The organism is Verrucomicrobium sp. BvORR106, assembly GCF_000739655.1.
Taxonomy (GTDB): Bacteria; Verrucomicrobiota; Verrucomicrobiia; order Verrucomicrobiales; family Verrucomicrobiaceae; genus Verrucomicrobium.
On the sequence record NZ_BATR01000092.1, the window covers coordinates 55,107 to 73,665 of the forward strand.

Below are 18,559 nucleotides of genomic sequence, written 5' to 3' on the forward strand. Positions count from 1 at the left end.
AGTCCTCAGGAGGCTCCTGTCGCAGTGAATTAGGGCTGGATCAAAGAAACCGGGCGAGCAGTTTGCTGCCCAGTACCTTGTCCAGACGTTGATGGAGCTGCTGCGCTGAGCGCAGCCGCCGCCGGATTTCCGCCTGATCGGCGGGGGCCACCTCTTCATTCGCCGGAGTCGTCGGCGCCTTCTGGGTGGAGCTTTGCAGGGTCTTCTCGATCTGGGTGCCTGCGGTTTGCAGTTTTTTCCGCACCCCGGGCATCAACCCTTCCTTCAAAATCACGGAGAAGTCTGTCTCCGCCTCATAGTAGTCCTTGCGGTCCCCGGCCACCCAGATCTGGCGGACGGCCTGCCAGGAAGCGAGCTGCCGGAGCACCGTGCTCGCACTGGCCTTGCTGACCCGGAGCGTCGCGGCAATGTCGTCCAGCGACATCGGACTCGTCGCGAGGTAGAGCATCGCATAGGCTCTGCCGATCATCCGGCCCAAGCCGAAGGCATGGGAGGTGTTGCCCCCGGCTTCAATGAAACGATGTCGTTCTGCCGCCCATGAAAGGCCCTGGTGGGACGAGGAGTTGGAGAACATTGTTCAGAAAATTTTGAACGTTCCCAACGAATTGCAACTGACATTTGTCCCCACTGCTCCGTTATTTGCAGAATCACTCGTGACGCAACCGCGTGAGAGCCCGGGTCTTTGTCACTCCAACCGCCCATCGCAACAGGGGAAGCAGCCCCAGGTGGCGACAGATAAGGCGGCCGTGGTCGCGGTTGAATGCGGGGTCCCCCCGGGAGCTCAGGCCGCCTTGCTCGAAGTCTGCCACCACCGTCCCTATATATTGTTTGGCGATCCGGACGTCGCCGTAGCAGCGCATGTTGAACTCCCAGTCCGCACAGGCAGGGTACTGGAGACTGAACCGTCCCAACAGCTGGAAAATGTCCCGGCCGTAGAAGGCCGCCTGGTGACAGATGTTCCGGTGGCAGAGCCTCCAGCTGTCGAAGGGGCCGTCATACACCTGCGCACCCCGCATGACATTCCCATAGACGAGGCTGGATTCGTTGGCGGGCAGTTGGTCTCGCACTGCCGCGAGAGCGTGAGGGCGCAGGGTATCGCCAGCACCGATGAAATAAATGTACCGGCCCCCAGCCAGGACCAACGCCTGGTTCATGGCGTCGTAGATGCCGCGATCTGGCTTCCCCACGTAGCGCAGACGTCCATCGCGGTGCAACGGACTGTCCTTCACCAGTTGTTCCGTGGTGGGAGAGGCCCCGCCGTCCATCACCAGCACCTCCAGATCCTCAAAGTCCTGGCTGGCGATCGAGTCGAGCGTCTTCCCCAGCTTGCCATCGGCGTGCAGGACTGGGAGGATGACAGAGAAAAGCAGCGGCATTGCTCAGGACGTGCATCTTTCTCACTTTCAGTAGGTAAGTGCACGCAAAAACCTCAAAACCTGTAGCGCAAAAGCTCGTCATTTTGCGTGTCATTGTCGACAAGGATTCTCCATCTTGTTGCAGACTTCGGGACCCTCTGGCATATCGTCCGTTGGAAAATCTGGACATCCCATGACTTCTGCCCCTCCAACCGCTCCCAACGCCACTCTTCCAGGGGTGTCGATTGTGATACCGGTTTACAATTATGAGAGGTTCGTGGGGCAAGCCATCCGCTCCGCTCTGGCGCAAACCTATGCTGGTGAGCTGGAAGTCCTCGTAGTGGATGATGGTTCCACCGATGGCACGCCAGGGATCGTTGCGTCCTTCGCTTCCAAGGTCACCTCCCACCGGAAGGTGAATGCCGGCTTGTCTGCGGCGCGGAACACCGGCATGGAGCTCGCCAGACACGAGTGGGTGTTGTTCCTGGATGCGGATGACGAACTGGAGTCCCAGGCGGTGGCTGAACTGGTCCGCGCCCTGGTCAACAGTGCCAACCAACCTGTGGTGGTGGGGTCCATGGGGCGCATGATCGACGCCAATGGTGACTGGCTCTCGCCTGCTTCCTCTCGTGCAACGGGAGAGGTAGGGGCCTTCACGGCTCATGACTTTGTGTTGCGAAACCGGTTTGCGCCGATCGTCCTGGCGGATCGGAAGGTGCTGCTCTCTCTGGGCGGGTTTGATCCGGCCCTCAAAGCTTCCGAGGATCGCGACATGTGGATCCGGGCTGCCACGGCGGGCCCCGTGCTGATGTTGCAGAGCGTGCTTCATCGGAAACGTGACCATGGGACGAACATGTCCCGCCACGCTGTCCGCCAGACGGATTCCATCCTTCAGGTGCTGGCCAAGGCGGTGGCAAATCCCGCGGTGGCCCTTACTGGAGACCTGCGGCGCGAGGCGGAGGCCATCTGCCTGTATCAGTCCGCCCGCATGCATCTGGCGGCGGGGGATCGCGGGGCGGCCATGCGGCAGTGCTTGCGCTCGGTCGGCCGACGTTTCTGGGTGCGGCATGCGGCCTCTTGCAGCTATCCCCGGGGCTTCCGTTTTCGCTTTCTCGCCCTCGGCCTTCTCTCCTTTGTCCGGGGATCCGCGCGTCCTCCGGGCCAGTCCGCTGCAGCTCCGGGAGCTCCTTTGGAAAAACGTCCTGCCGACTACACCACCACTTCATGAAAGATCTTGTACAGAATCGCCGACGAATGACCCTGGGCCAGAAACTCAATCTGGCGGGACTGGCCGTGCGCGAGAATGGGCTCACCTGGACCCTGCTTCTTGGGGTCTATGGTGCCGCCAGTGCGGTGGCCAATAAAGCGTTTGGCGGCATGCAAGTCCTGCGGGAGAAGCGCGGCATCCCCGGGATGAACAGCCGGGCGATGAACCGGGCGATCTGGGAGAGTTGGAACTGGGATGGCGGCGGTGACGAGTGGACCCCCAATGAAGAATGGAAGGCCAGCCTCATGAAGCACATCCTCATCCCAGCGGTGCCAGCGGGTGCCGTGGTGGTGGAGATCGGGCCTGGCGCGGGGCGTTGGACCGGGGAGTTGCTCAACCACTGCAGTTCCTACCAGGGGCTCGATATCTCCGCCACTTGCGTGGAGGTTTGCCAGGAAAAGTTTGGCAAAAATCCCAAGTTTAAGATCGGACTCACGGACGGAAACTCACTTCCCGGGGTCTCGGACCAGTCAGTGGATCTGGTCTGGTCCTTTGACGTCTTCGTCCACATTAATGACACGGATGTGGAGGCCTACCTCCGGGAGATTGCCCGGGTGCTCAAGCCGGGTGGGCGGACCGTTCTGCATCATGGATCGGCCGGCGGAGCGCATGGCGGATGGCGCAGCAACCTGACCACCGCCAAGATGAATGAGCTGGCTGCCAAGCATGGGCTGGTGGTGAAGAGCCAGATCGACGGCTGGCAGGACGGGACCACCTTCCATGCTGCTGGCCTCTATGAGGACATCATCACAACCCTGGAGAAGCCGCAGAATGGCTGAGCGCTTGCGGATCCTCCAGGTGGTGGACAGCCTTGAGCCGGGGGGCATGGAAAATGTCCTCGCTCAGATGGTCTCCCGCATGGATCCGGGAAAGTTTGAGTTCGAGGTCTGCTGCCTCACCCGCGGCGGACCCTTTGAAGCGCGTCTGCCCGCAGGCATGCCTGTGCATGTGCTGAGCAAGGCACCAGGATTTTCCTGGGGCACGGTCACGGCCTTGCGACAGCTGGTGAGAGCGCGGGCTTATGATGTCGTGCATACCCGTCACCTGGGCGGGCTGATCTACACCACGCTCGCCTGCCCCCGCCGCGGCGCGCCGCATCTGGTGCATTCCGAGCACACCATCTGGGACGGGGCGGAACTCTCGCCCAAACGACGCTGGCAGCGTCGCTTCCTCTATCCTCGGGCCTCGGCGGTCTTTTCCGTCTCCCAGCAGCAGATGGATCAAATGATTGCCGTCGGGCCGGGGCATCCGCGGCTCTCTCGTATCTTGAACGGGGTGGACTGCGTCCGTTTTGCGCCTGCGCCCGAAAAGGGAGAAGTTCGCCGCCGTCTCGAGCTCGCCCCTGCCGGGAGGTGGCTGGGGATCGTGGCGAGGTTTGGTGCCCAGAAGCGGCACCTGGATCTCCTTGAGGCCTTTGACGCGATGGCTGCGGAGCATCCTGAGGTCCACCTGCTGATGGTGGGGGATGGCGGGCCGGAAAAAGGGCGGGTGCTGCAGCGCATGGAGCAGAGTCCCTTCCGCGAGCGCATCGTCTGGGCGGGTTTTCAGCAGGACCCTGTGCCCTGGTACCAGGCTCTGGACGTACTGGTGGTCTCATCCGCCAATGAAGGGCTGCCCAATGCGGTGCTGGAGGCGATGGCCACGGGATTGCCGGTGGTGGCCAACGACGTCTGCGGGGTGCGTGAGATTGTCCGGACGCCGGACCACGGGTGGGTGGGTGACTACGGCACCATTCCTGCTCTGGCCCAAGGGCTGGTCACTGCGGCCATGGCCCCGACCCAGGAACTCAAGGCTCGGGGCCGGAACGCTCGGCAGCATGTAGAACAATTTTTCTCGCTCGATGCCATGGTAAATGCTTATGATGCGCTTTACTCGTCTCTTTCCAGGGCAGGGAAATGACATTTCACCTGAGATGCTTTATTTTCGCTCGACAGAATGCCTATTTACCGGACATCAGGTGACGCTCGCCTGATTTTTTGCGGGTTCCAGCATTACCCCTTTCTTTCCTCATGACCAATCGATCTCACAGCAAGGACATCTGGCTTGCAGTGAGGACACATTTCTTGCTGGACGGTCTCATCTTGATGCTCGGCGTGGCCCTAGGGTCGGTGCTGCGGTTCAATGACCCGTTGCCTGAGCGTCTCACAGACTACCTGCCCGCTCTGTTGGCAGCGGGGTTTGCGCTCCCTTGCATGATCTACGGGGCGGGGCTGTACTCCAACCGCATTCACATCCGGCATCGGTACCGGCTGGTGGTGCTGGCGCTTTGCTATGGGGGATCGCTCATCCTCATGCTCTCGCTGGGGTCGCTCATTCTGGATGCCCGTCTCGGGCGCGGCGTGCTGCTGATCTCGATGCCGCTCACCTACCTCATGCTGGTGCTGCATCATGGGCTGCTCATTCGTCGCAGCTTGGGGGTGCGTGACCGGGTGGTGATGCTGGTTTCCAGTGACGCGGACATGCTGGTCTGGCAGCGTCTCAAGAAAGTGGGCGCTCCCTTTTACCAGCTCACCGGTCTGGTGGACACCCGGCAGGAGTTTACCGAGGGCGGTGCTTCGGTGGATCCGGGCCACTCGGTTCTGGAAGATCTGCCTGAGCTGGTGACGAATCTGCGCATCGACAGCGTTCTGTGCACGAAGGCCCAGCTCCGGGATCCTCGTCTGGCCAATATCCTGCGCAACGTGTCCTTCTCTGGAGTGCGTCTGGTGACCCTGGCGGACATCATGGAGGATGCGTATCGCCTGGTGCCCCTCTCTCTGGTGGATCTGGAGTGGCTGCTCCACGCCAGCACCCTGCCTCACCGCTCGTACGTGCGGAAGTGGAAGCGCTTGTTCGACGTCATGATCTCGTTGATCGTGGGTCTGGTTTCCTTCCCCATCTTGCTGGTAGGCATGATCTGGGTGCGGTTGGCCTCGCCGAATGGGCCGGTGTTCTTCAGGCAGACTCGCAGTGGGCGTCTGGGCAAGACCTTCCAGGTGCTGAAGCTGCGCACCATGCGCATGGATGCGGAGGCCAATGGCCCGCAGTGGGCGAAGAAAAACGACAACCGCACTTTCCCTGGCGGCGGGCTGCTCCGGAAGTTTCGGGTGGATGAAATCCCGCAGTTGTTGAACATTCTTCGTGGCGAGATGAGCTTTGTGGGCCCGCGGCCTGAGCGACCTGAGTTTGAAGATCAGCTTGCCCTGGAGATCCCTTATTTTCGCGAGAGGCTCCTGGTGGCTCCTGGGCTCACCGGCTGGGCGCAGGTCAACTACCCGTACGGAGCCACGGTGGATGACGCCCGCCGAAAGCTGGAGTACGACCTTTATTACATGAAGCACATGACGATCACGCTGGATCTCTTCATCCTGCTGGACACCGCCCGCATCGTGATCGGTGGTGGCGTCAATCAACGCACGGAACTGGAATCAGTCGTGCGGGATCTTGCTGGCGTGGCCTCCCGGGTGGAGACGCCGGCCAACACCTTGGGCTGAAATGGATGTCAATTGCTGCCGACTGTCTGCCTGTGGAACGTTCTCCTGAATCCCTACGTCATCATTTTGAGGTTGAACGCGAATTGGCCAACCGGCTGAGGGCGAGCACACGAGAGGAGCGGCCCGTTCTGGTGCCCCGTCTGTATGCAGAGCTCTACAAACGCGTGCCGGATCATCCGCGAACGGATCGGGCGAAAAGCCCCGAGGCGGCTGCGGCTGCCGTTCGCAGCCAGCTGCGTCTGTTGAGTTCCTTCCTGAGTCCTGCCTGCCAGTTTGTCGAATTTGGCGCGGGGAGCGGTGAGCTTTCTCGCTCGGTCCGTGGCAAAGCGGGGCGCGTGGTGGCGGTGGAAGTGTGTGAACAAGGCGAACGCCAGCCCGCCAGCGAAGCCGGGGTGGAATGGGTCTATCACGATGGCTTGTCCATCCCCTTGCCTGACCGCGCCTTTGATCTCGCGTTCAGCTACCAAGTGCTGGAGCATGTCCACCCGGATGATGTGCCGGTGCATCTGGCCGAGGCGGCAAGAATCCTCAAGCCTGGTGGGACCTATGTCCTCAGCACGCCGCACGAGTTCTCCGGTCCGCACGATATTTCCCGGTACTTCACCTCTGGGTTGGAAACATTTCACCTCAAGGAGTGGACGTACTCCGGTCTCAGTGCGGAATTGCGCAAGGCTGGCTTTGACTGGGTGGGGGCGTTTGTGCGGGGGCAGCACGAGGAGAAGCGGGGGCTCTGGCTCTGGTTGATCATCGAGACCACGCTCCGCTTCCTGCCTCCCAAGCTTCGGACGGTTGCAGCCCGCAAGATCCTCAATAATGTGGTAGTGAGCGCGACGCGTGGGGCGTAGCGCATGAGCATGGAACCTCGTCCATGGATTTCGTAACCGTCGTCCTCGTCCTGCTGGTTTACTACATCCGTCCTCAGGACTGGGTGCCAGCACTCATCGGCGTGGGCATCGTGACGCCAATCATGGCTGTGGCGATCTTTGCCATGGTGACCCGGGCGAAGGATGAGGGGCGCAAGCTCCAGTTGGTGCTCACCCCTCTGGACTGGTGGGTGCTGGCGCTCTACATCTATATCGGGGTGACGCACCCTTATCCCTACGGGGCGTTCAAGGACTCCCTGCCGTTGTTTGCCTTCTACTTCGTCACGGTGCAGGCGCTGCGCTCGGTCGAGCGTCTGCGCAAGTACCTGGTGTACTGGTTGATCGCTCTCACTGTACTGGCCATGTTTGGTCTGCTCAGCAAAGTGGGGATCGATCCTACCGGTGCCCAGGCCTACACGGCCTCGAACAAGGGTCGTCTGGCCCTGGGGACGTGGATGCACAACAACCCCAACTCGCTGGCGCACTCCGTGGTGGTCATCATCCCGCTCGCCTACTTCCTGTTTTTCTGGAAGCAAGGCATAACGAAAAGGGCGGTGGCGATCACCCTTTGGATCATCGCGTATGAGTGCGTGTACTTGACCGAGTCAAAAGGGGCGGTCGTGGCGGGCTTTGCCACGCTTGTGCTGGCCTGGATGTTTGGGAAGTCCAAGATCGTGCAGGTGCTGGCCATCACGGCTGCCCTGGCCGGGGGCGGCGCTGCGATCAGCGTCATGCCGCGTATGAGTGACATGGGGAACCTTCGTGCGGATGAAGGGGTGCAGGGGCGCTTGCTGGCTTGGGAGCAGGCCCGAACCGCCAGTCGCAACAGCTTTACTGGTCAGGGGTGGAAGACGTTCCGCGCCACCATCCAATGGCAGAAGATGTGGCTCAACAAGGCCACTCACAGTGGCTACGTGCAGGTGGGGGCGGAACTGGGTCCCATGGGACTTGCTCTCTACATTGGCCTCTTCTGTCTGGGGCTTCGTGCGCTCCTTTTGTGCAAGACCAAGAACGAGATGGAGGAGGCGTGTCGACGATGTCTCTTCGCCTTGCTGATCGGGTTCGCCATCTCGAACTGGATGATTGACCGTGCGTACCATACGGAGTTGTTCCTGTTCTTTGCCGGGATATCGGCGTTTCACCGGATCATGCTCTTTGACCGGGCGACGGAAAGCATGGCCGACCTCAAGGCGGCGGGCAAACCTGTGCCTGAGCTCATTGCTCCTCCTGTGGTGGCATGGCCTCCGCAGCCGATGCCCATGCTGGCCATGGCTGGCAACGCGCCCGGTGGGGCAGATTACTCAGGTTCCTTGTCCGTGATGGGCGCTGAACAACCTGCTGCACCCAGCCCTGCTACGGGGATCTGGCTGATCTCGGAGGAGGTGTTGAAGACCTTGCCCAGGTGGATGCTCAAGCCGACCTTGTTGGACGTGTCCTTGGCGGCCGGTGGCGCCTGGTTGACCTTCTATCTTTGGGACTACATTCTTAAGAATCTTTAGAGCCTGCTTGGACAAAAGTTCTTGGCGTCTGCAGAAGACAAGGGAGGCGTTACCTGTCAGCGCTGAATCTGGGCTGCGATCGGTTGAGACTGCTGCCGCGTGAGCGGTTCGCAGAGCATCTTGAACTTCTGGGAAGCGGCTTGCCATGAGAAGTTCTCTTCCACCAAGCGGCGACCTTCTTGGCCCAGTTTGCGGGCGTGTTCAGGTTGCCGAAGCAGCGACAAGGTGGCTTCTGTGAAAGCGGGCATGGTATCGACAATCAATGCCTGTTCCCCATGGGTCACGGGTAATCCCTCGACCCCAACGGAGGTGGAGACCACCGCAAGACCTGCTGCCAGGGCTTCAAAGACCTTGATGCGTGTGCCTCCTCCCACCTGGAGGGGCAGGATCATGACCGAAGCCTGGGCGAGGTGGGGGCGCACATCGGGAACCGTGCCCGTGACCACGATGCTGGAATCTTGGGAGGCGAGTTCCTTTAAGTCAGTGGGTGGGTTTCTGCCGATGATCAGGAACTTGGCGTCTGGAAACTCCGCGCGGATCGCTGGGAAGCACTCTCGCAGAAAGGTCCGAACGGCCTGACAGTTGGCTTCCCAATCCATCGAACCCAGGAACGCCACCGTATGGGGATTGGGTTGAGCGGATGGCTGAAAGTACTCGGCATCCACCCCCGTGGGCACATCGCCCAAGACGTTGGGCATGCCGCGCTCTCCCTGGAAGTACTGGGTTTCATCGGGGGAGACAGTGACCTGGCCCGCCACGGAGGCGGCGCAGTCGGATTCCATCTTCTCGGTGAGTTGGGTCTCCCGCTGGAAGATCCAGCGTTTGAGAGGGTTCTTGGCTGCAGCCGCATGGCGACGCCAGATCAAGGATTCCACATTATGCTGAAACGCGACCACTGGTGTGTGAGGAGGCGTTTGCAGATGCTTCAGATGTACCCAGGAAACCAGATAGTCTGAAACGATGAGGTCAAACGAGTGCCCTCCCGCGTTCTGCGTGATCCACGAGGAGATGCCGGGGGAAACGTAGCGTTGAGCCATGTAGGGCAACTCGCCCCAGAGACTGTTCTTGAGCGCGCCCCAGACAAACTCCAGGCTGCCCCGGCGGGAGAATCGATGAGGAACGGCAATCAGGTGGTCGCAGTATTCTCCCGCCTTTCCAGCGGCATCCGGCGAGTCATCCGGTGTGGTAGGGCAGAGGTAGGTGATTTCAAAGTCCTGCTTCAGGAGTCGCAGCATGTGATATGTGCGGAGGCGGTCACCGCCGATCAAAGGATGCAGCAGGCGGCAGTTGATCCACAGCAGTTTCGGGCGCGAGCGGCCGGAAGTGTTTGGCGGAGCGGGAAAGGTCTTCTGGATGGAGCCCATCGGTGGGGATGATCTGTCAGGGGCGCGATCACCGGCTGACTTTGCTGAATTCGGCGAAGAGCGCGCGGTGTTGCGAGGTGCGGCTCGGTTCGGCCTCATGACGAAGTGTTTCCCAGTGCCCCTTCGAGTGTAGCGCGTAGTCGATGCGCAGCCAGGGCCGGAACAGAGCCAGCGGGTTGTTGGTTTGTCCGGGGAAGGTGTAGCCGTAGCCGTGGCCAGCCTCACTGTGGCCATCCACCAGATGCTGGCAGAGCGTGCGATGGAAGGGGCCGAACGGAGGGTTGTTCAAGTCTCCCACCAGGATGACGGGGATCGTCTCCCGGCCAATCTGGTCGGAAACCTGGCGGATCTGCTGCAGCGTGATCTCCCAGTAAGCTTCACGATTGTGACGCTTCTGGGCGAAGGGCGTGCCGGGGATGCCAAGCACCCCTGAAAGGAATCCACCATTGCGTTCCGACAGCAACATGCCCCGGTGAGTGGGGAAGTGCATGTTGTACACCGCAATGCGGGTGCCCACCCAATCGAGTTCAAACCGGGCGCCGAGCTCGGTGCGCTCCACTTTACCCTCCTTGTTGGCTGGGTGATTGAAGACGATCGGCTGGGTGTTGAGGATGGGAAACTTGCTGAGGAGGAGGAACTCGCCTGAACTGGAACCGTGGGAGAACTCTTTGTACCCGTCCGCTTCCAGGTAGGATTGAGCCCGGCCGCCGGAATCCTGCAGAGCGAGCAGGTCGGGTTGGTTTTGGTTTTTGAACGGCTGGAGGCTGGTGCCCTGGCTCTGCCCCCGGTTATAGGTCATCACCTTCAGGGTGCGTGAGCCTTGAGCGGCGGAGGAGCCAAAGTTCAGCTCATAGCCCAGAGCCGGTCCGAGAAAACATAGGAGGGCCAGAAGCAGGGGCAACCCTGTGCGAAGGGTGTCAAAAAGCAGCGCTGGCGCAATCATGATCAGCCCCGGGATGGACCAGAGCCAGGAGGGAAGGAACAGCAAGAAAGCCGGTGTGGGGTTGTGCTGCCCCACCCAATGGACGGCGAGAGCTGCCAGAAGCAGCCAGGCCAGACTCAACCATGAGAAAAAACGGATGGCACTCCGGATGAGGCTGAGGAGCCAACGGCACCCCTGCATGGGAGTGACCGGAGGGGTGTCGCCGGAGGAGTTGGCTGAGCCGGACATCGGGCGCCGAACTTGAAGAGCCGTGTCAAATGCCTATCGGCTGGAGGGCGCACGGCTGTCTGCCGGATCCAGCAACGGGGGCGACTCAGACGGGGTCAGATTTCTTGGGCGGGGCGTAGTTTCCACCTGCTCCTGGGGCGAACTCGCTGGCGCTCCCGTATGATGTTTGAAGATGGAAGCAACCACCATGGTCAGCGTGATCAAGACAGCGAGGGCAACCAGGGTTTCGAGCAGGGTAAAACCGTTCTGATGCCGCCAGGAGGAGACAGGGAGGCTGGCCGATGAGGAGACGGAGAGGCGACGCATAGAGGCAAGAGCGATCAAAGGCGGGTGTCCCATCGCCGTGAAGGGGCGGGAATGGGGACCTGCGGGCAGATGGAAAACTAGAGGCCGCGGCTCACGCCAGATCCGCGGGGCGGCACGCTGGCATTGGTTCCGCCGCCGAAGTAGGGGTACTTGTATCCCGGTCGGCCGACGCACCCGCTCAACATGCAGGCGATCAGAAGAAAGAGGACAATCCGTGGCTTGGTAAAGTTGCTCATGGCGTCGGGCGGATTTGAACAGCGCCTCATTACCGCTGGCTTGGCAAAAACCAAGAAGAGAAAATGAGAAAATGCGATTTGGTTACGCAAGTGGGGAACGCAGGTGGCTTGGAAGCTGCTTTTTTGGCCATCCAGGGTCACTTGCCCGGAATTGACGTTTAGTTGGCAAAACTTGGGCTTGTCAGTCGTCGAAATCTGCTTTTTATCAATGAGTTGTCGTTTTTTATCTAAATCCCAGTATGCGAGAAGCCGCCGTAAATCTTCTTCAGCTCAAGGTGCAAAACCTGATTGACCCCATCTATTGGGCAATCGTGTTTGCATGGTTGGGGCTGGTCGTTACCAGCCTGGCCAGCATTTGGGGACGGGTAACGAGCAACACTTCCAAGCTATTCTGGTCTGCAATAGTTTTGTTTCTTCCATTAGTGGGCCTTTACATTTATTTGTTCTATTGCTTATTTGCGGCCGACTACTCGGCCTTTGAACGATTTGGCTTTTTCAGGAGAAAGCTTCAGGACTGACTGCGCTATGGCCCCCACTCGCCCGCCCTATTTCTCCCGCACTCAGCTGGCCATCCTGCTGTCCTCCGCTGCTTTTGTTGCTGCGCCATTGAGCGCTCAGCAAGGTGGGAACACGGTGGCAGTGAACCTGCTCCTTCCTCCAGCCTTTCAAGCTGCTGAAGGGGCGGCTCCGCTGGGCGATGCCCCGCCGAACCTCCGGCCACCTGAGTTCGAGACCATTCAGCCGCTGCCTCCCTCTGCGAAGCCAGCAGCGCCCGTCCCGGCTCCCTCACCCGCGGTTCCGGTCACGCCTGTCCCGGCTCCGGCACCCGCCCCGGCCCCAGCTCCAGTGGTTCCTGAATTGACGCCACCGTCGTTCACGCCAGAACCGGCTCCGGCTCCGGCCCCGACAGTGGTTCCCGCGATCTCTCCGACTTCAGTAGTGCCTCTGGATCCCCAGGTGGCACCCGCGATGTCGGTACAGAGTGCCACCAAGGAGCCCGCTCCGTATCAGGCCAGGCAGGTCGAAGAAGCGCCTGCTGAAGTCAACACTGCCCGTGAGACCATGGTCACGACGCAGTCGGATTCCTATTATGAAACCGCTCCGGCGGTTCAGGCTCGCCCAATGGGTCGGCGGTCGACCGGTGCAGGCCGCGTGATCGGCCAGCGTTATGAGGTGCCTCAAGCGTTGAGCCAGTCCCGTTTGGACAGCCCGATGCGGCCGATCCCTCAAAATTCTGCCGCCCCCTCTCAGGGTGGTTATTTCCCGACCCAGGCCGAGTCTCCCATTCTCGCGGGTGGGAATGCTGACTATCCCCGTGCCAAGGGGGACAGGGGGTATTGGGCCTACTCGGGTCTCTGGCCGGTACGGTCGGCTCCAGACAACTACTATCAGCGCAATGGAGCATTCTATGATCGTTTGGAGCGCGGGCTTCGAACGGTGATGCCCTCCAATAACGCGTTGTATCATTCGCCTGATCCGGACTTCCTGACCGTTGATTTGGACTACGGGTTTGGGATCTTCTCCGAAGACATTGCAGAAGACCGGGTCATGCTGAAGCTGGGCCCGTTGTACCTGGATTTCTTGGGTGTGTCGGCCTCCATGCTGTACACGGACTACTCAGGAGATGCTCCCTTGCCGGACGGCGTGGAAGATGACGGCTGGATCAGCATCATCGGCATTCCGATTCGTGCCGCCCTGCGGATCACGGACAACATTTACATCACGTCCTCGATGTTCTTCTACTTCCTGCCTGGGGAAGGGGAGGTGGGGTTCTCCACGGGGATTGGTTCTGGCTGGGCTCTCGGCACGAACGCCCGGCTCAATGTGGAGTGGGAGAACGGTCCCTGGATGTTCCGTCTGTATGACTACTTCGGGGTGTCCAACTCGCTTGCCGACTTCTATGAAGGTTGGGAAGTCGGGGAAGTGGATGCGGTGGGTCGCTACCGCTTCGGTTCGGAGATTCTCGATAGCAGTTCGCGCAACGAATCGTTCTGGGATCCACGCTTTGGGGGATACCGCAACGACATCGGCTTCGAATTCCAGCGCCCGTTCCAGAACGAATGGTGGCTTCTCGGTAACGTGATCCATTCTGACTACTGGGCTCAGTCGGACTTTGATGATCACACCGACATGGATCAGTTCAACCTGTTCTACAGCTACATGGGGGATGACTGGATGTTCGCCCCGAGCTTTGGCTACCAAGGATCTACTCCTGACCATTTCGACACCATGTCCCATCAGGTGTTCGCCCGCGTCACCGGACGCGTGACGGAGTATCTCTCCCTGTATGGTCAGGTGGGCTACTTCTGGCAGAACGGTGAAGATGCCTCGGAAGATGGTTCCTTCACCTGGGACGTTGGGGTGAGTCACGACCTGACGCAGTACACCCGCCACTCCCTCTCCGGCGGCCAGGTGTACACCCTCTCCGAGCAGCTTGACGAGTACCTTGGCCAGTACGTCCGTTACACGATCAACCACTCGGTCAACGAGCGTCTCCGCCTCGGGGCCTACGGTCAGTATCAGGACTCCCGCCGCCTTGGCGATGGTGCAGAATTCCAGGGTTGGACCCTCGGCGCGAACGTCGGCTACAGCTTGGGTGACGACACCGGAATCACTGCTGGTATCACTTATCAGAACAATGAAGCCGCCGAGGAAGGCACCACCGACGAGGAAATCTGGATCTACTATGCTACGATCCAGCGTCCTCTTCTGGCTCGCTTGAACGCTAACGTCACCTACCAGTATCTGGATCAGCGGGGTGCGAAGGGCAGCAATGTGAAAGAACATTTGTTAATCATGGGTGTTAACTACGTGTACTGATCCGACGCCCATCTCCTTGGACTCAACTCTCCCCTGAAGCTCAACCTCCTCTGACATGAAATTATCAACCAAGGCCATCTGCTCCTTCGCGGCCCTGACTGTCACGGTCTCCACCCTCCTGAGTGGCGAGCCCCAAAGCGGTGGCGGGATCTCAAACCGGCAAAAAGGTTCGGAAACCAAACAGGATCTCCCTGGTGACTTCCATTCCTACTACGGTCAGAAGCTCAACCGCTATCGTGACCTGAACCGTCGCATCGCCCGTATCGATCTGGATGCTGACCTCAACTATGACGGCTCCATCCGTCAGGGTGATCAGCAGGATCAGGGCGGCTTTGAGCAGACACCTCCCGGGCTGATCCTTGGGGAAGGTGAAATGTCCAAGATCGTGGTCGAAGTGAAACCCTATCGTATCGACTTTGACGGTGATGTGGTGGTGGGCCTGGAAGTTTGCGGCATCAACCGTGCGGCTGAGTCAGGCGAGTTTGGTTCCTTCGAAGAAGAGCAGCAGGCTGTGGGTCGCGTTCGCGTTTGGCGTGACGCCGCTCGTACGGAGCTTCTGCTCGACTCCGCCAATCCTCAGATGCGCCTCATCGAGTTCGCGATCAGCGCTGATCGCTATCCCGCCAACCTTCCGAGCATCATTCCCCGGTTCGTTTACGTGGAAGGTGTGAAGCCATCCGGTGCCTATCTTGGTGACATTCGCCTTCTGGGTACGGTGGCGCATCGCGGCAAGGGTGATCCCACCCGTGGCGTGGATACCCCCAGCCCTCCGCTCAAGCTTTTCCGTACTGCCTTCGATCACATCCTGATCACGGTGCAAGAAGAGCCGGTTCGCAAGGATTTCGTTAACAACAACGCCGAAGGAGTCTGGGTCAGCCCTGCTTCACGTTCGACGAAATAGTCCTTCACCGGAGTTCCAGATCTGAAGCCAACGGTTAGCTAGTGCAAGTGTTGCATTTTTGACGCCGAAGGCGACTTTTGCGACCGCCAGGTTATTGGCGGTCGCTTCAAATTTGGTGCCATGTGAACGTTTTTTTGACAGCGCTTCCGTGACAGGCATCGAGATTGCACCCAAAGTTTCCAAGGCCCTCGCAATTTAATGTCGAAAACTGTTCTGATGCTTTGCTCCCAGCCCACCCTCTCCTCACCCGGAAAACCCGCTAAGTTTAGCAGAGTCGCACGGTGCGCCGCCGGCATGTTGGTCTTTGTGAGCGCGGCGCTGGTTTCTTGCAAAACGAAGCCAGCTCTCGACACCCCGCATTACGACCCCAATTCGGCACCGAGGGTCCAGGCTCCCACGGATCCCAAGAACATCCCGATTCGCCCCGGTGAAACGTTGGACGTTTACGTGCTTGAGGATGCCACACTCAACGGCGGCTATACGGTTCGGGCCGAGGGGCACATCATCTTCCCCACGATGGGGAGAATCCAGCTGGCTGGCTTGACGCCCACCCAGGCAGAAGCCCGGATGAAAGAGCTCCTGGAGAGCCAGAAGCTGCGGGTGGCTACCGTGATCTTGGACCGGACCTCCATGGTGGGTTCCAATCAGGCCAACGCCACGACACAGCAGATGCTGGTGTACATCACCGGCAAAGTGGCCCGCCCTGGGCAACACAACCTGACGGTGGAAATTGGCAAGACCATGGGAGTCTATGAGGCCATTTTGATCTCAGGTGGATTTGCCCGCTTCTCCAATGAAGCCAAGGCTTATGTCCTACGGCAGGCTGCTCCGTCGCAGCCCAAGCAGAAGATGCCGCTCGATCTGAAAGCCGTGGCCGAGGGCAAAGCGTCAGACATCCCCATCCGAACGGGGGATATCGTGGTGGTGCCAGAAAAAGTATTCGGATTCTAGAGACTCAAGCCGCTTTTTGGGTCTTCCCAGTTAGCCGATCAATCCACCTTTTCAGAGACGCGACATGCAGACCAGTAATCAGAAAGCCCTGCCGGTGGGGCTGAATATTCTCACCCAAGTTCTGGGCTATCTCAAATACGGCCGCCTGATGGTGCTGCTGATGATTATGGGGTGCCTTTTGGGGGTCTGTTATTTCATGTTCACTCCCTCGGTGTACTACTCCCGGGGGTTGATTGACATGAAGTTCTTCGCACTGCCGATCACCTCGGACAGCATTGAGGCGATCAGTCAGGCCCGTGCCCAGCGCAATGTCGCGGGTCAGCTTGGCTCCCGCCAGATGTTGGCCTGGACGGCTCACCGGCTCGGTATCGGTCAGTCCACAGACAGCTATGAAAAGCTGCGTGAGGGCCCGCTCCGCAAGGTGTCCGTCGGCATTCTCGACTTTGCGACCCTTCAAGTGGACGTGTATTCGCCCCATCCTTGGGTGGTTCGTGAATTCCCCAAGGCTCTGGTGGACCAGTATGAATCTTACTATCGTGAACAGCGTCTGGCCTGGATGGATGTGGCGGTGAAGAAGTACCAGGATGAACTGGTGCTGCTGAAGCAGAAGATCGACGCCAAGCTCAAGGGGCAGGTGGACTTCGAGCGGACGAACACCATCACGGAGTTGATGATCGAACAGAACGCCCTGGCTCAGGTGCCGGTGGATCTGCTTCGAGCACAGCACAAGCTCCGCAAGTACGACGATGTTCGCAGTGTCATCACTGCGCGGCGGGCAGTCGGGCTCGATCCCTTGGAGGAGCTTTCGATTCTTGAAAATGCCAAGACCATTGCTACGGAGAAGAGCACGGTCGGTCAGGTGTTGCCCGCCTCCGGCGACATGAAGGATGCCTTGACCCATCCAGCATTGGCTTTTGGCCTGCCCACAGCTCAACAGGTGGTGGTGCAGCCCAACATGATGGAAGGCCTGCGCGCCTGGCAGCAGCTGGAGCGTGACAAACGGACGGTGGAGAAGGAAGTTGAAGAGGCCTCGCGGACCTACCTTGAAGATCACGACGTGATGAAGAAGCTGCGGGAGAAACTCCGGCTCATCAACGAAGGTCTCACTGCGGAGCTGGATGTGGAGCGCAAACGTTTCGACGTGGACTATCGCCGGGTGCAGCAGGAGATTGTGCAGTTGGAGACCAAGATCCCCGAGTATGCCAAGTCCACGGAGAAGCTAAACAAACTCCGTCAGGAATACACCCTTGGTCAGGAGGGGGACCTTGCCTGGAGCAAGGCCTACACCGACCTTTCCAAGCTGGTGACGACCATGGAATTCGGTGTGGACAAGGAACGCGTGGACATCCGGTTCCGTGAGTTTACCACCCTGCGTGACGAGGATCCGGTGAGCCCGACCAAGTCCAAGCTGGCGATGATGGCGATGGTTCTCGCCATCGGCCTCGGGTTGGGAGTTCCCTTCGCCTTGGAGCAGTTGAACGACCAGTTCACCAGTCTCGAGGCCTTTGAAAAGGCGACCGGCATCAAAGGCATCGGCGTGGTTCCCAAGTCCACTCCGGAGATTCTGGAGAACATCACCCGGCCTGTGGAAGATGGTTCCAAAAAGCCTAACAACGTCCTGGAGTGTTATCGAGTGATCCGGGCCCACCTCGCTCTCCAAGCAGGGAACAAGGAGGGGGCGAAGGTGATCATGCTCACGAGTTCCCGTCCGAGCGAAGGCAAGACCACCACGTGTGCCAACCTCGCATGGGCCTTCCAGTCTTCGGGCGCGCGGACGCTGCTTGTGGACCTCGACTTCCGTCGTGGCCGTGTGCACCGTCTGTTCAGAGAGACCCGCGGTCCTGGCCTGTGCCAGGCGTTGACGGGTGAAATGACGTTGGAAGAAACCAAGCGGCACACTCCGCTGCCTCTTCTGGACTACTATTCCCGTGGAGACACGGTGGCGGGTTCATCGGAACTGCTCTGCCGTCTTGGTCTTGAGCAGGCGATCGAAGAGTGGAAGCACGACTACGACTGGATCTTGCTCGATACACCTCCCGTTCTGGGCTTGAGCGAGACTACCTCTCTTCAACGTGTGGCCGACGGTGTGGTCATGGTTGTGAAGTCCGAGATCACTCATCGCCGGGACGTGGTCGAAGCCATCGGTCACATCCAGAAAGCCGGTGCCAAGCTCTTCGGTGTGGTGCTCAACAGCGTGGACCTTTCCAAGATCTCAAACTACTACAACTACTACTACTCTTCGGCGCACTACTACCAGATGTTCGAGGACGAGGATGAAGGTCTGTCGCAACCTCAAACCCGCAATGCGGGCAAACCCAAGGTGCGCATCTCCAGCACTTCATTGAAATAGTTT

The 18,559-nt window shown here is 59.6% G+C and carries 17 protein-coding genes; 11 read left to right on the plus strand and 6 right to left on the minus strand.

All coding sequences use genetic code 11. The features are described 5' to 3' along the window. Positions 1 to 40 precede the first annotated feature (40 nt). The gene (locus tag BV106_RS35560) at positions 41 to 574 is read right to left on the minus strand and encodes a hypothetical protein (protein ID WP_051945794.1); all 534 of its coding nucleotides are present in this window, start codon (positions 572 to 574) and stop codon (positions 41 to 43) included. 73 nt (positions 575 to 647) lie between these two features. After that, positions 648 to 1,376, minus strand: a complete 729-nt coding sequence (locus BV106_RS14110; protein WP_038165647.1) for a glycosyltransferase family 2 protein — start codon at positions 1,374 to 1,376, stop codon at positions 648 to 650. 172 nt (positions 1,377 to 1,548) lie between these two features. Here BV106_RS14110 and BV106_RS35565 point away from each other — a divergent pair, with 172 nt between their 5' ends. The 6 genes from BV106_RS35565 to BV106_RS14140 all read left to right on the plus strand — a co-directional run bounded on the left by BV106_RS35565 (position 1,549) and on the right by BV106_RS14140 (position 8,457). Beyond that, a complete protein-coding gene (locus BV106_RS35565) occupies positions 1,549 to 2,583 on the plus strand; it encodes a glycosyltransferase family 2 protein (RefSeq protein ID WP_081891721.1) in 1,035 nt (344 codons plus the stop codon). After that, positions 2,580 to 3,401 carry a class I SAM-dependent methyltransferase gene (locus BV106_RS35570; protein ID WP_081891722.1) on the plus strand — a complete coding sequence of 274 codons (822 nt, stop codon included), beginning with the start codon at positions 2,580 to 2,582 and terminating at the stop codon, positions 3,399 to 3,401. The genes BV106_RS35565 and BV106_RS35570 overlap by 4 nt, the downstream gene beginning before the upstream one ends. Then, entirely contained in the window at positions 3,394 to 4,521 is a 1,128-nt protein-coding gene (locus tag BV106_RS14125) for a glycosyltransferase (protein WP_038165650.1), read from the plus strand. The genes BV106_RS35570 and BV106_RS14125 overlap by 8 nt, the downstream gene beginning before the upstream one ends. 110 nt (positions 4,522 to 4,631) lie before the next feature. Beyond that, positions 4,632 to 6,095, plus strand: a complete 1,464-nt coding sequence (locus BV106_RS35575) for a sugar transferase (RefSeq protein WP_051945799.1) — start codon at positions 4,632 to 4,634, stop codon at positions 6,093 to 6,095. Between the two features lie 32 nt (positions 6,096 to 6,127). Then, positions 6,128 to 6,940 (plus strand): class I SAM-dependent methyltransferase, encoded by an 813-nt coding sequence (locus BV106_RS14135; protein ID WP_265595678.1) that lies wholly within the window; start codon positions 6,128 to 6,130, stop codon positions 6,938 to 6,940. 23 nt (positions 6,941 to 6,963) lie between these two features. Then, positions 6,964 to 8,457 carry an O-antigen ligase family protein gene (locus tag BV106_RS14140; protein ID WP_038165652.1) on the plus strand — a complete coding sequence of 498 codons (1,494 nt, stop codon included), beginning with the start codon at positions 6,964 to 6,966 and terminating at the stop codon, positions 8,455 to 8,457. A 56-nt stretch (positions 8,458 to 8,513) separates the two neighbouring features. On the opposite strand, the gene BV106_RS14145 is transcribed toward BV106_RS14140, so the two are convergent. The 4 genes from BV106_RS14145 to BV106_RS38495 all read right to left on the minus strand — a co-directional run bounded on the left by BV106_RS14145 (position 8,514) and on the right by BV106_RS38495 (position 11,534). Next, on the minus strand, positions 8,514 to 9,821 hold the full coding sequence (locus BV106_RS14145; protein ID WP_038165654.1) for a glycosyltransferase family 4 protein: 1,308 nt from the start codon (positions 9,819 to 9,821) through the stop codon (positions 8,514 to 8,516). Between the two features lie 28 nt (positions 9,822 to 9,849). Then, positions 9,850 to 10,992: an endonuclease/exonuclease/phosphatase family protein gene (locus BV106_RS14150; RefSeq protein WP_038165657.1), complete on the minus strand. Its 1,143-nt coding sequence runs from the start codon at positions 10,990 to 10,992 to the stop codon at positions 9,850 to 9,852. A gap of 33 nt (positions 10,993 to 11,025) precedes the next feature. Beyond that, on the minus strand, positions 11,026 to 11,298 hold the full coding sequence (locus BV106_RS14155) for a prepilin-type N-terminal cleavage/methylation domain-containing protein (protein WP_038165659.1): 273 nt from the start codon (positions 11,296 to 11,298) through the stop codon (positions 11,026 to 11,028). 77 nt (positions 11,299 to 11,375) lie between these two features. Beyond that, entirely contained in the window at positions 11,376 to 11,534 is a 159-nt protein-coding gene (locus BV106_RS38495; RefSeq protein WP_265595679.1) for a hypothetical protein, read from the minus strand. Positions 11,535 to 11,773: 239 nt separating this feature from the next. Between BV106_RS38495 and BV106_RS14165 the strand changes: the two genes are divergently transcribed. The 5 genes from BV106_RS14165 to BV106_RS14185 all read left to right on the plus strand — a co-directional run bounded on the left by BV106_RS14165 (position 11,774) and on the right by BV106_RS14185 (position 18,556). Further along, positions 11,774 to 12,052: a PLDc N-terminal domain-containing protein gene (locus tag BV106_RS14165; protein WP_038165664.1), complete on the plus strand. Its 279-nt coding sequence runs from the start codon at positions 11,774 to 11,776 to the stop codon at positions 12,050 to 12,052. A 7-nt stretch (positions 12,053 to 12,059) separates the two neighbouring features. Further along, the gene (locus BV106_RS14170; protein ID WP_038165666.1) at positions 12,060 to 14,354 is read left to right on the plus strand and encodes a hypothetical protein; all 2,295 of its coding nucleotides are present in this window, start codon (positions 12,060 to 12,062) and stop codon (positions 14,352 to 14,354) included. A gap of 55 nt (positions 14,355 to 14,409) precedes the next feature. Then, a complete protein-coding gene (locus BV106_RS14175) occupies positions 14,410 to 15,255 on the plus strand; it encodes a hypothetical protein (protein WP_038165667.1) in 846 nt (281 codons plus the stop codon). 198 nt (positions 15,256 to 15,453) lie between these two features. Then, positions 15,454 to 16,206, plus strand: coding sequence for a polysaccharide biosynthesis/export family protein (locus BV106_RS14180; RefSeq protein ID WP_081891727.1), 753 nt, complete (start codon positions 15,454 to 15,456; stop codon positions 16,204 to 16,206). 64 nt (positions 16,207 to 16,270) lie between these two features. Beyond that, positions 16,271 to 18,556 (plus strand): polysaccharide biosynthesis tyrosine autokinase, encoded by a 2,286-nt coding sequence (locus BV106_RS14185; protein ID WP_038165672.1) that lies wholly within the window; start codon positions 16,271 to 16,273, stop codon positions 18,554 to 18,556. Positions 18,557 to 18,559 lie beyond the last annotated feature (3 nt).

Bases quoted from the DNA above. Each gene is read 5' to 3' on its own strand.
- BV106_RS14170 (WP_038165666.1), top strand. From the start codon at position 12,060: ATGGCCCCCACTCGCCCGCCCTATTTCTCCCGCACTCAGCTGGCCATC.
- BV106_RS38495 (WP_265595679.1), bottom strand. From the start codon at position 11,534: ATGAGCAACTTTACCAAGCCACGGATTGTCCTCTTTCTTCTGATCGCC.
- BV106_RS14140 (WP_038165652.1), top strand. From the start codon at position 6,964: ATGGATTTCGTAACCGTCGTCCTCGTCCTGCTGGTTTACTACATCCGT.
- BV106_RS14185 (WP_038165672.1), top strand. From the start codon at position 16,271: ATGCAGACCAGTAATCAGAAAGCCCTGCCGGTGGGGCTGAATATTCTC.
- BV106_RS14150 (WP_038165657.1), bottom strand. From the start codon at position 10,992: ATGTCCGGCTCAGCCAACTCCTCCGGCGACACCCCTCCGGTCACTCCC.
- BV106_RS35575 (WP_051945799.1), top strand. From the start codon at position 4,632: ATGACCAATCGATCTCACAGCAAGGACATCTGGCTTGCAGTGAGGACA.
- BV106_RS14155 (WP_038165659.1), bottom strand. From the start codon at position 11,298: ATGCGTCGCCTCTCCGTCTCCTCATCGGCCAGCCTCCCTGTCTCCTCC.
- BV106_RS14145 (WP_038165654.1), bottom strand. From the start codon at position 9,821: ATGGGCTCCATCCAGAAGACCTTTCCCGCTCCGCCAAACACTTCCGGC.
- BV106_RS14175 (WP_038165667.1), top strand. From the start codon at position 14,410: ATGAAATTATCAACCAAGGCCATCTGCTCCTTCGCGGCCCTGACTGTC.
- BV106_RS14110 (WP_038165647.1), bottom strand. From the start codon at position 1,376: ATGCCGCTGCTTTTCTCTGTCATCCTCCCAGTCCTGCACGCCGATGGC.
- BV106_RS35560 (WP_051945794.1), bottom strand. From the start codon at position 574: ATGTTCTCCAACTCCTCGTCCCACCAGGGCCTTTCATGGGCGGCAGAA.
- BV106_RS14125 (WP_038165650.1), top strand. From the start codon at position 3,394: ATGGCTGAGCGCTTGCGGATCCTCCAGGTGGTGGACAGCCTTGAGCCG.
- BV106_RS35565 (WP_081891721.1), top strand. From the start codon at position 1,549: ATGACTTCTGCCCCTCCAACCGCTCCCAACGCCACTCTTCCAGGGGTG.
- BV106_RS35570 (WP_081891722.1), top strand. From the start codon at position 2,580: ATGAAAGATCTTGTACAGAATCGCCGACGAATGACCCTGGGCCAGAAA.
- BV106_RS14180 (WP_081891727.1), top strand. From the start codon at position 15,454: ATGTCGAAAACTGTTCTGATGCTTTGCTCCCAGCCCACCCTCTCCTCA.
- BV106_RS14165 (WP_038165664.1), top strand. From the start codon at position 11,774: ATGCGAGAAGCCGCCGTAAATCTTCTTCAGCTCAAGGTGCAAAACCTG.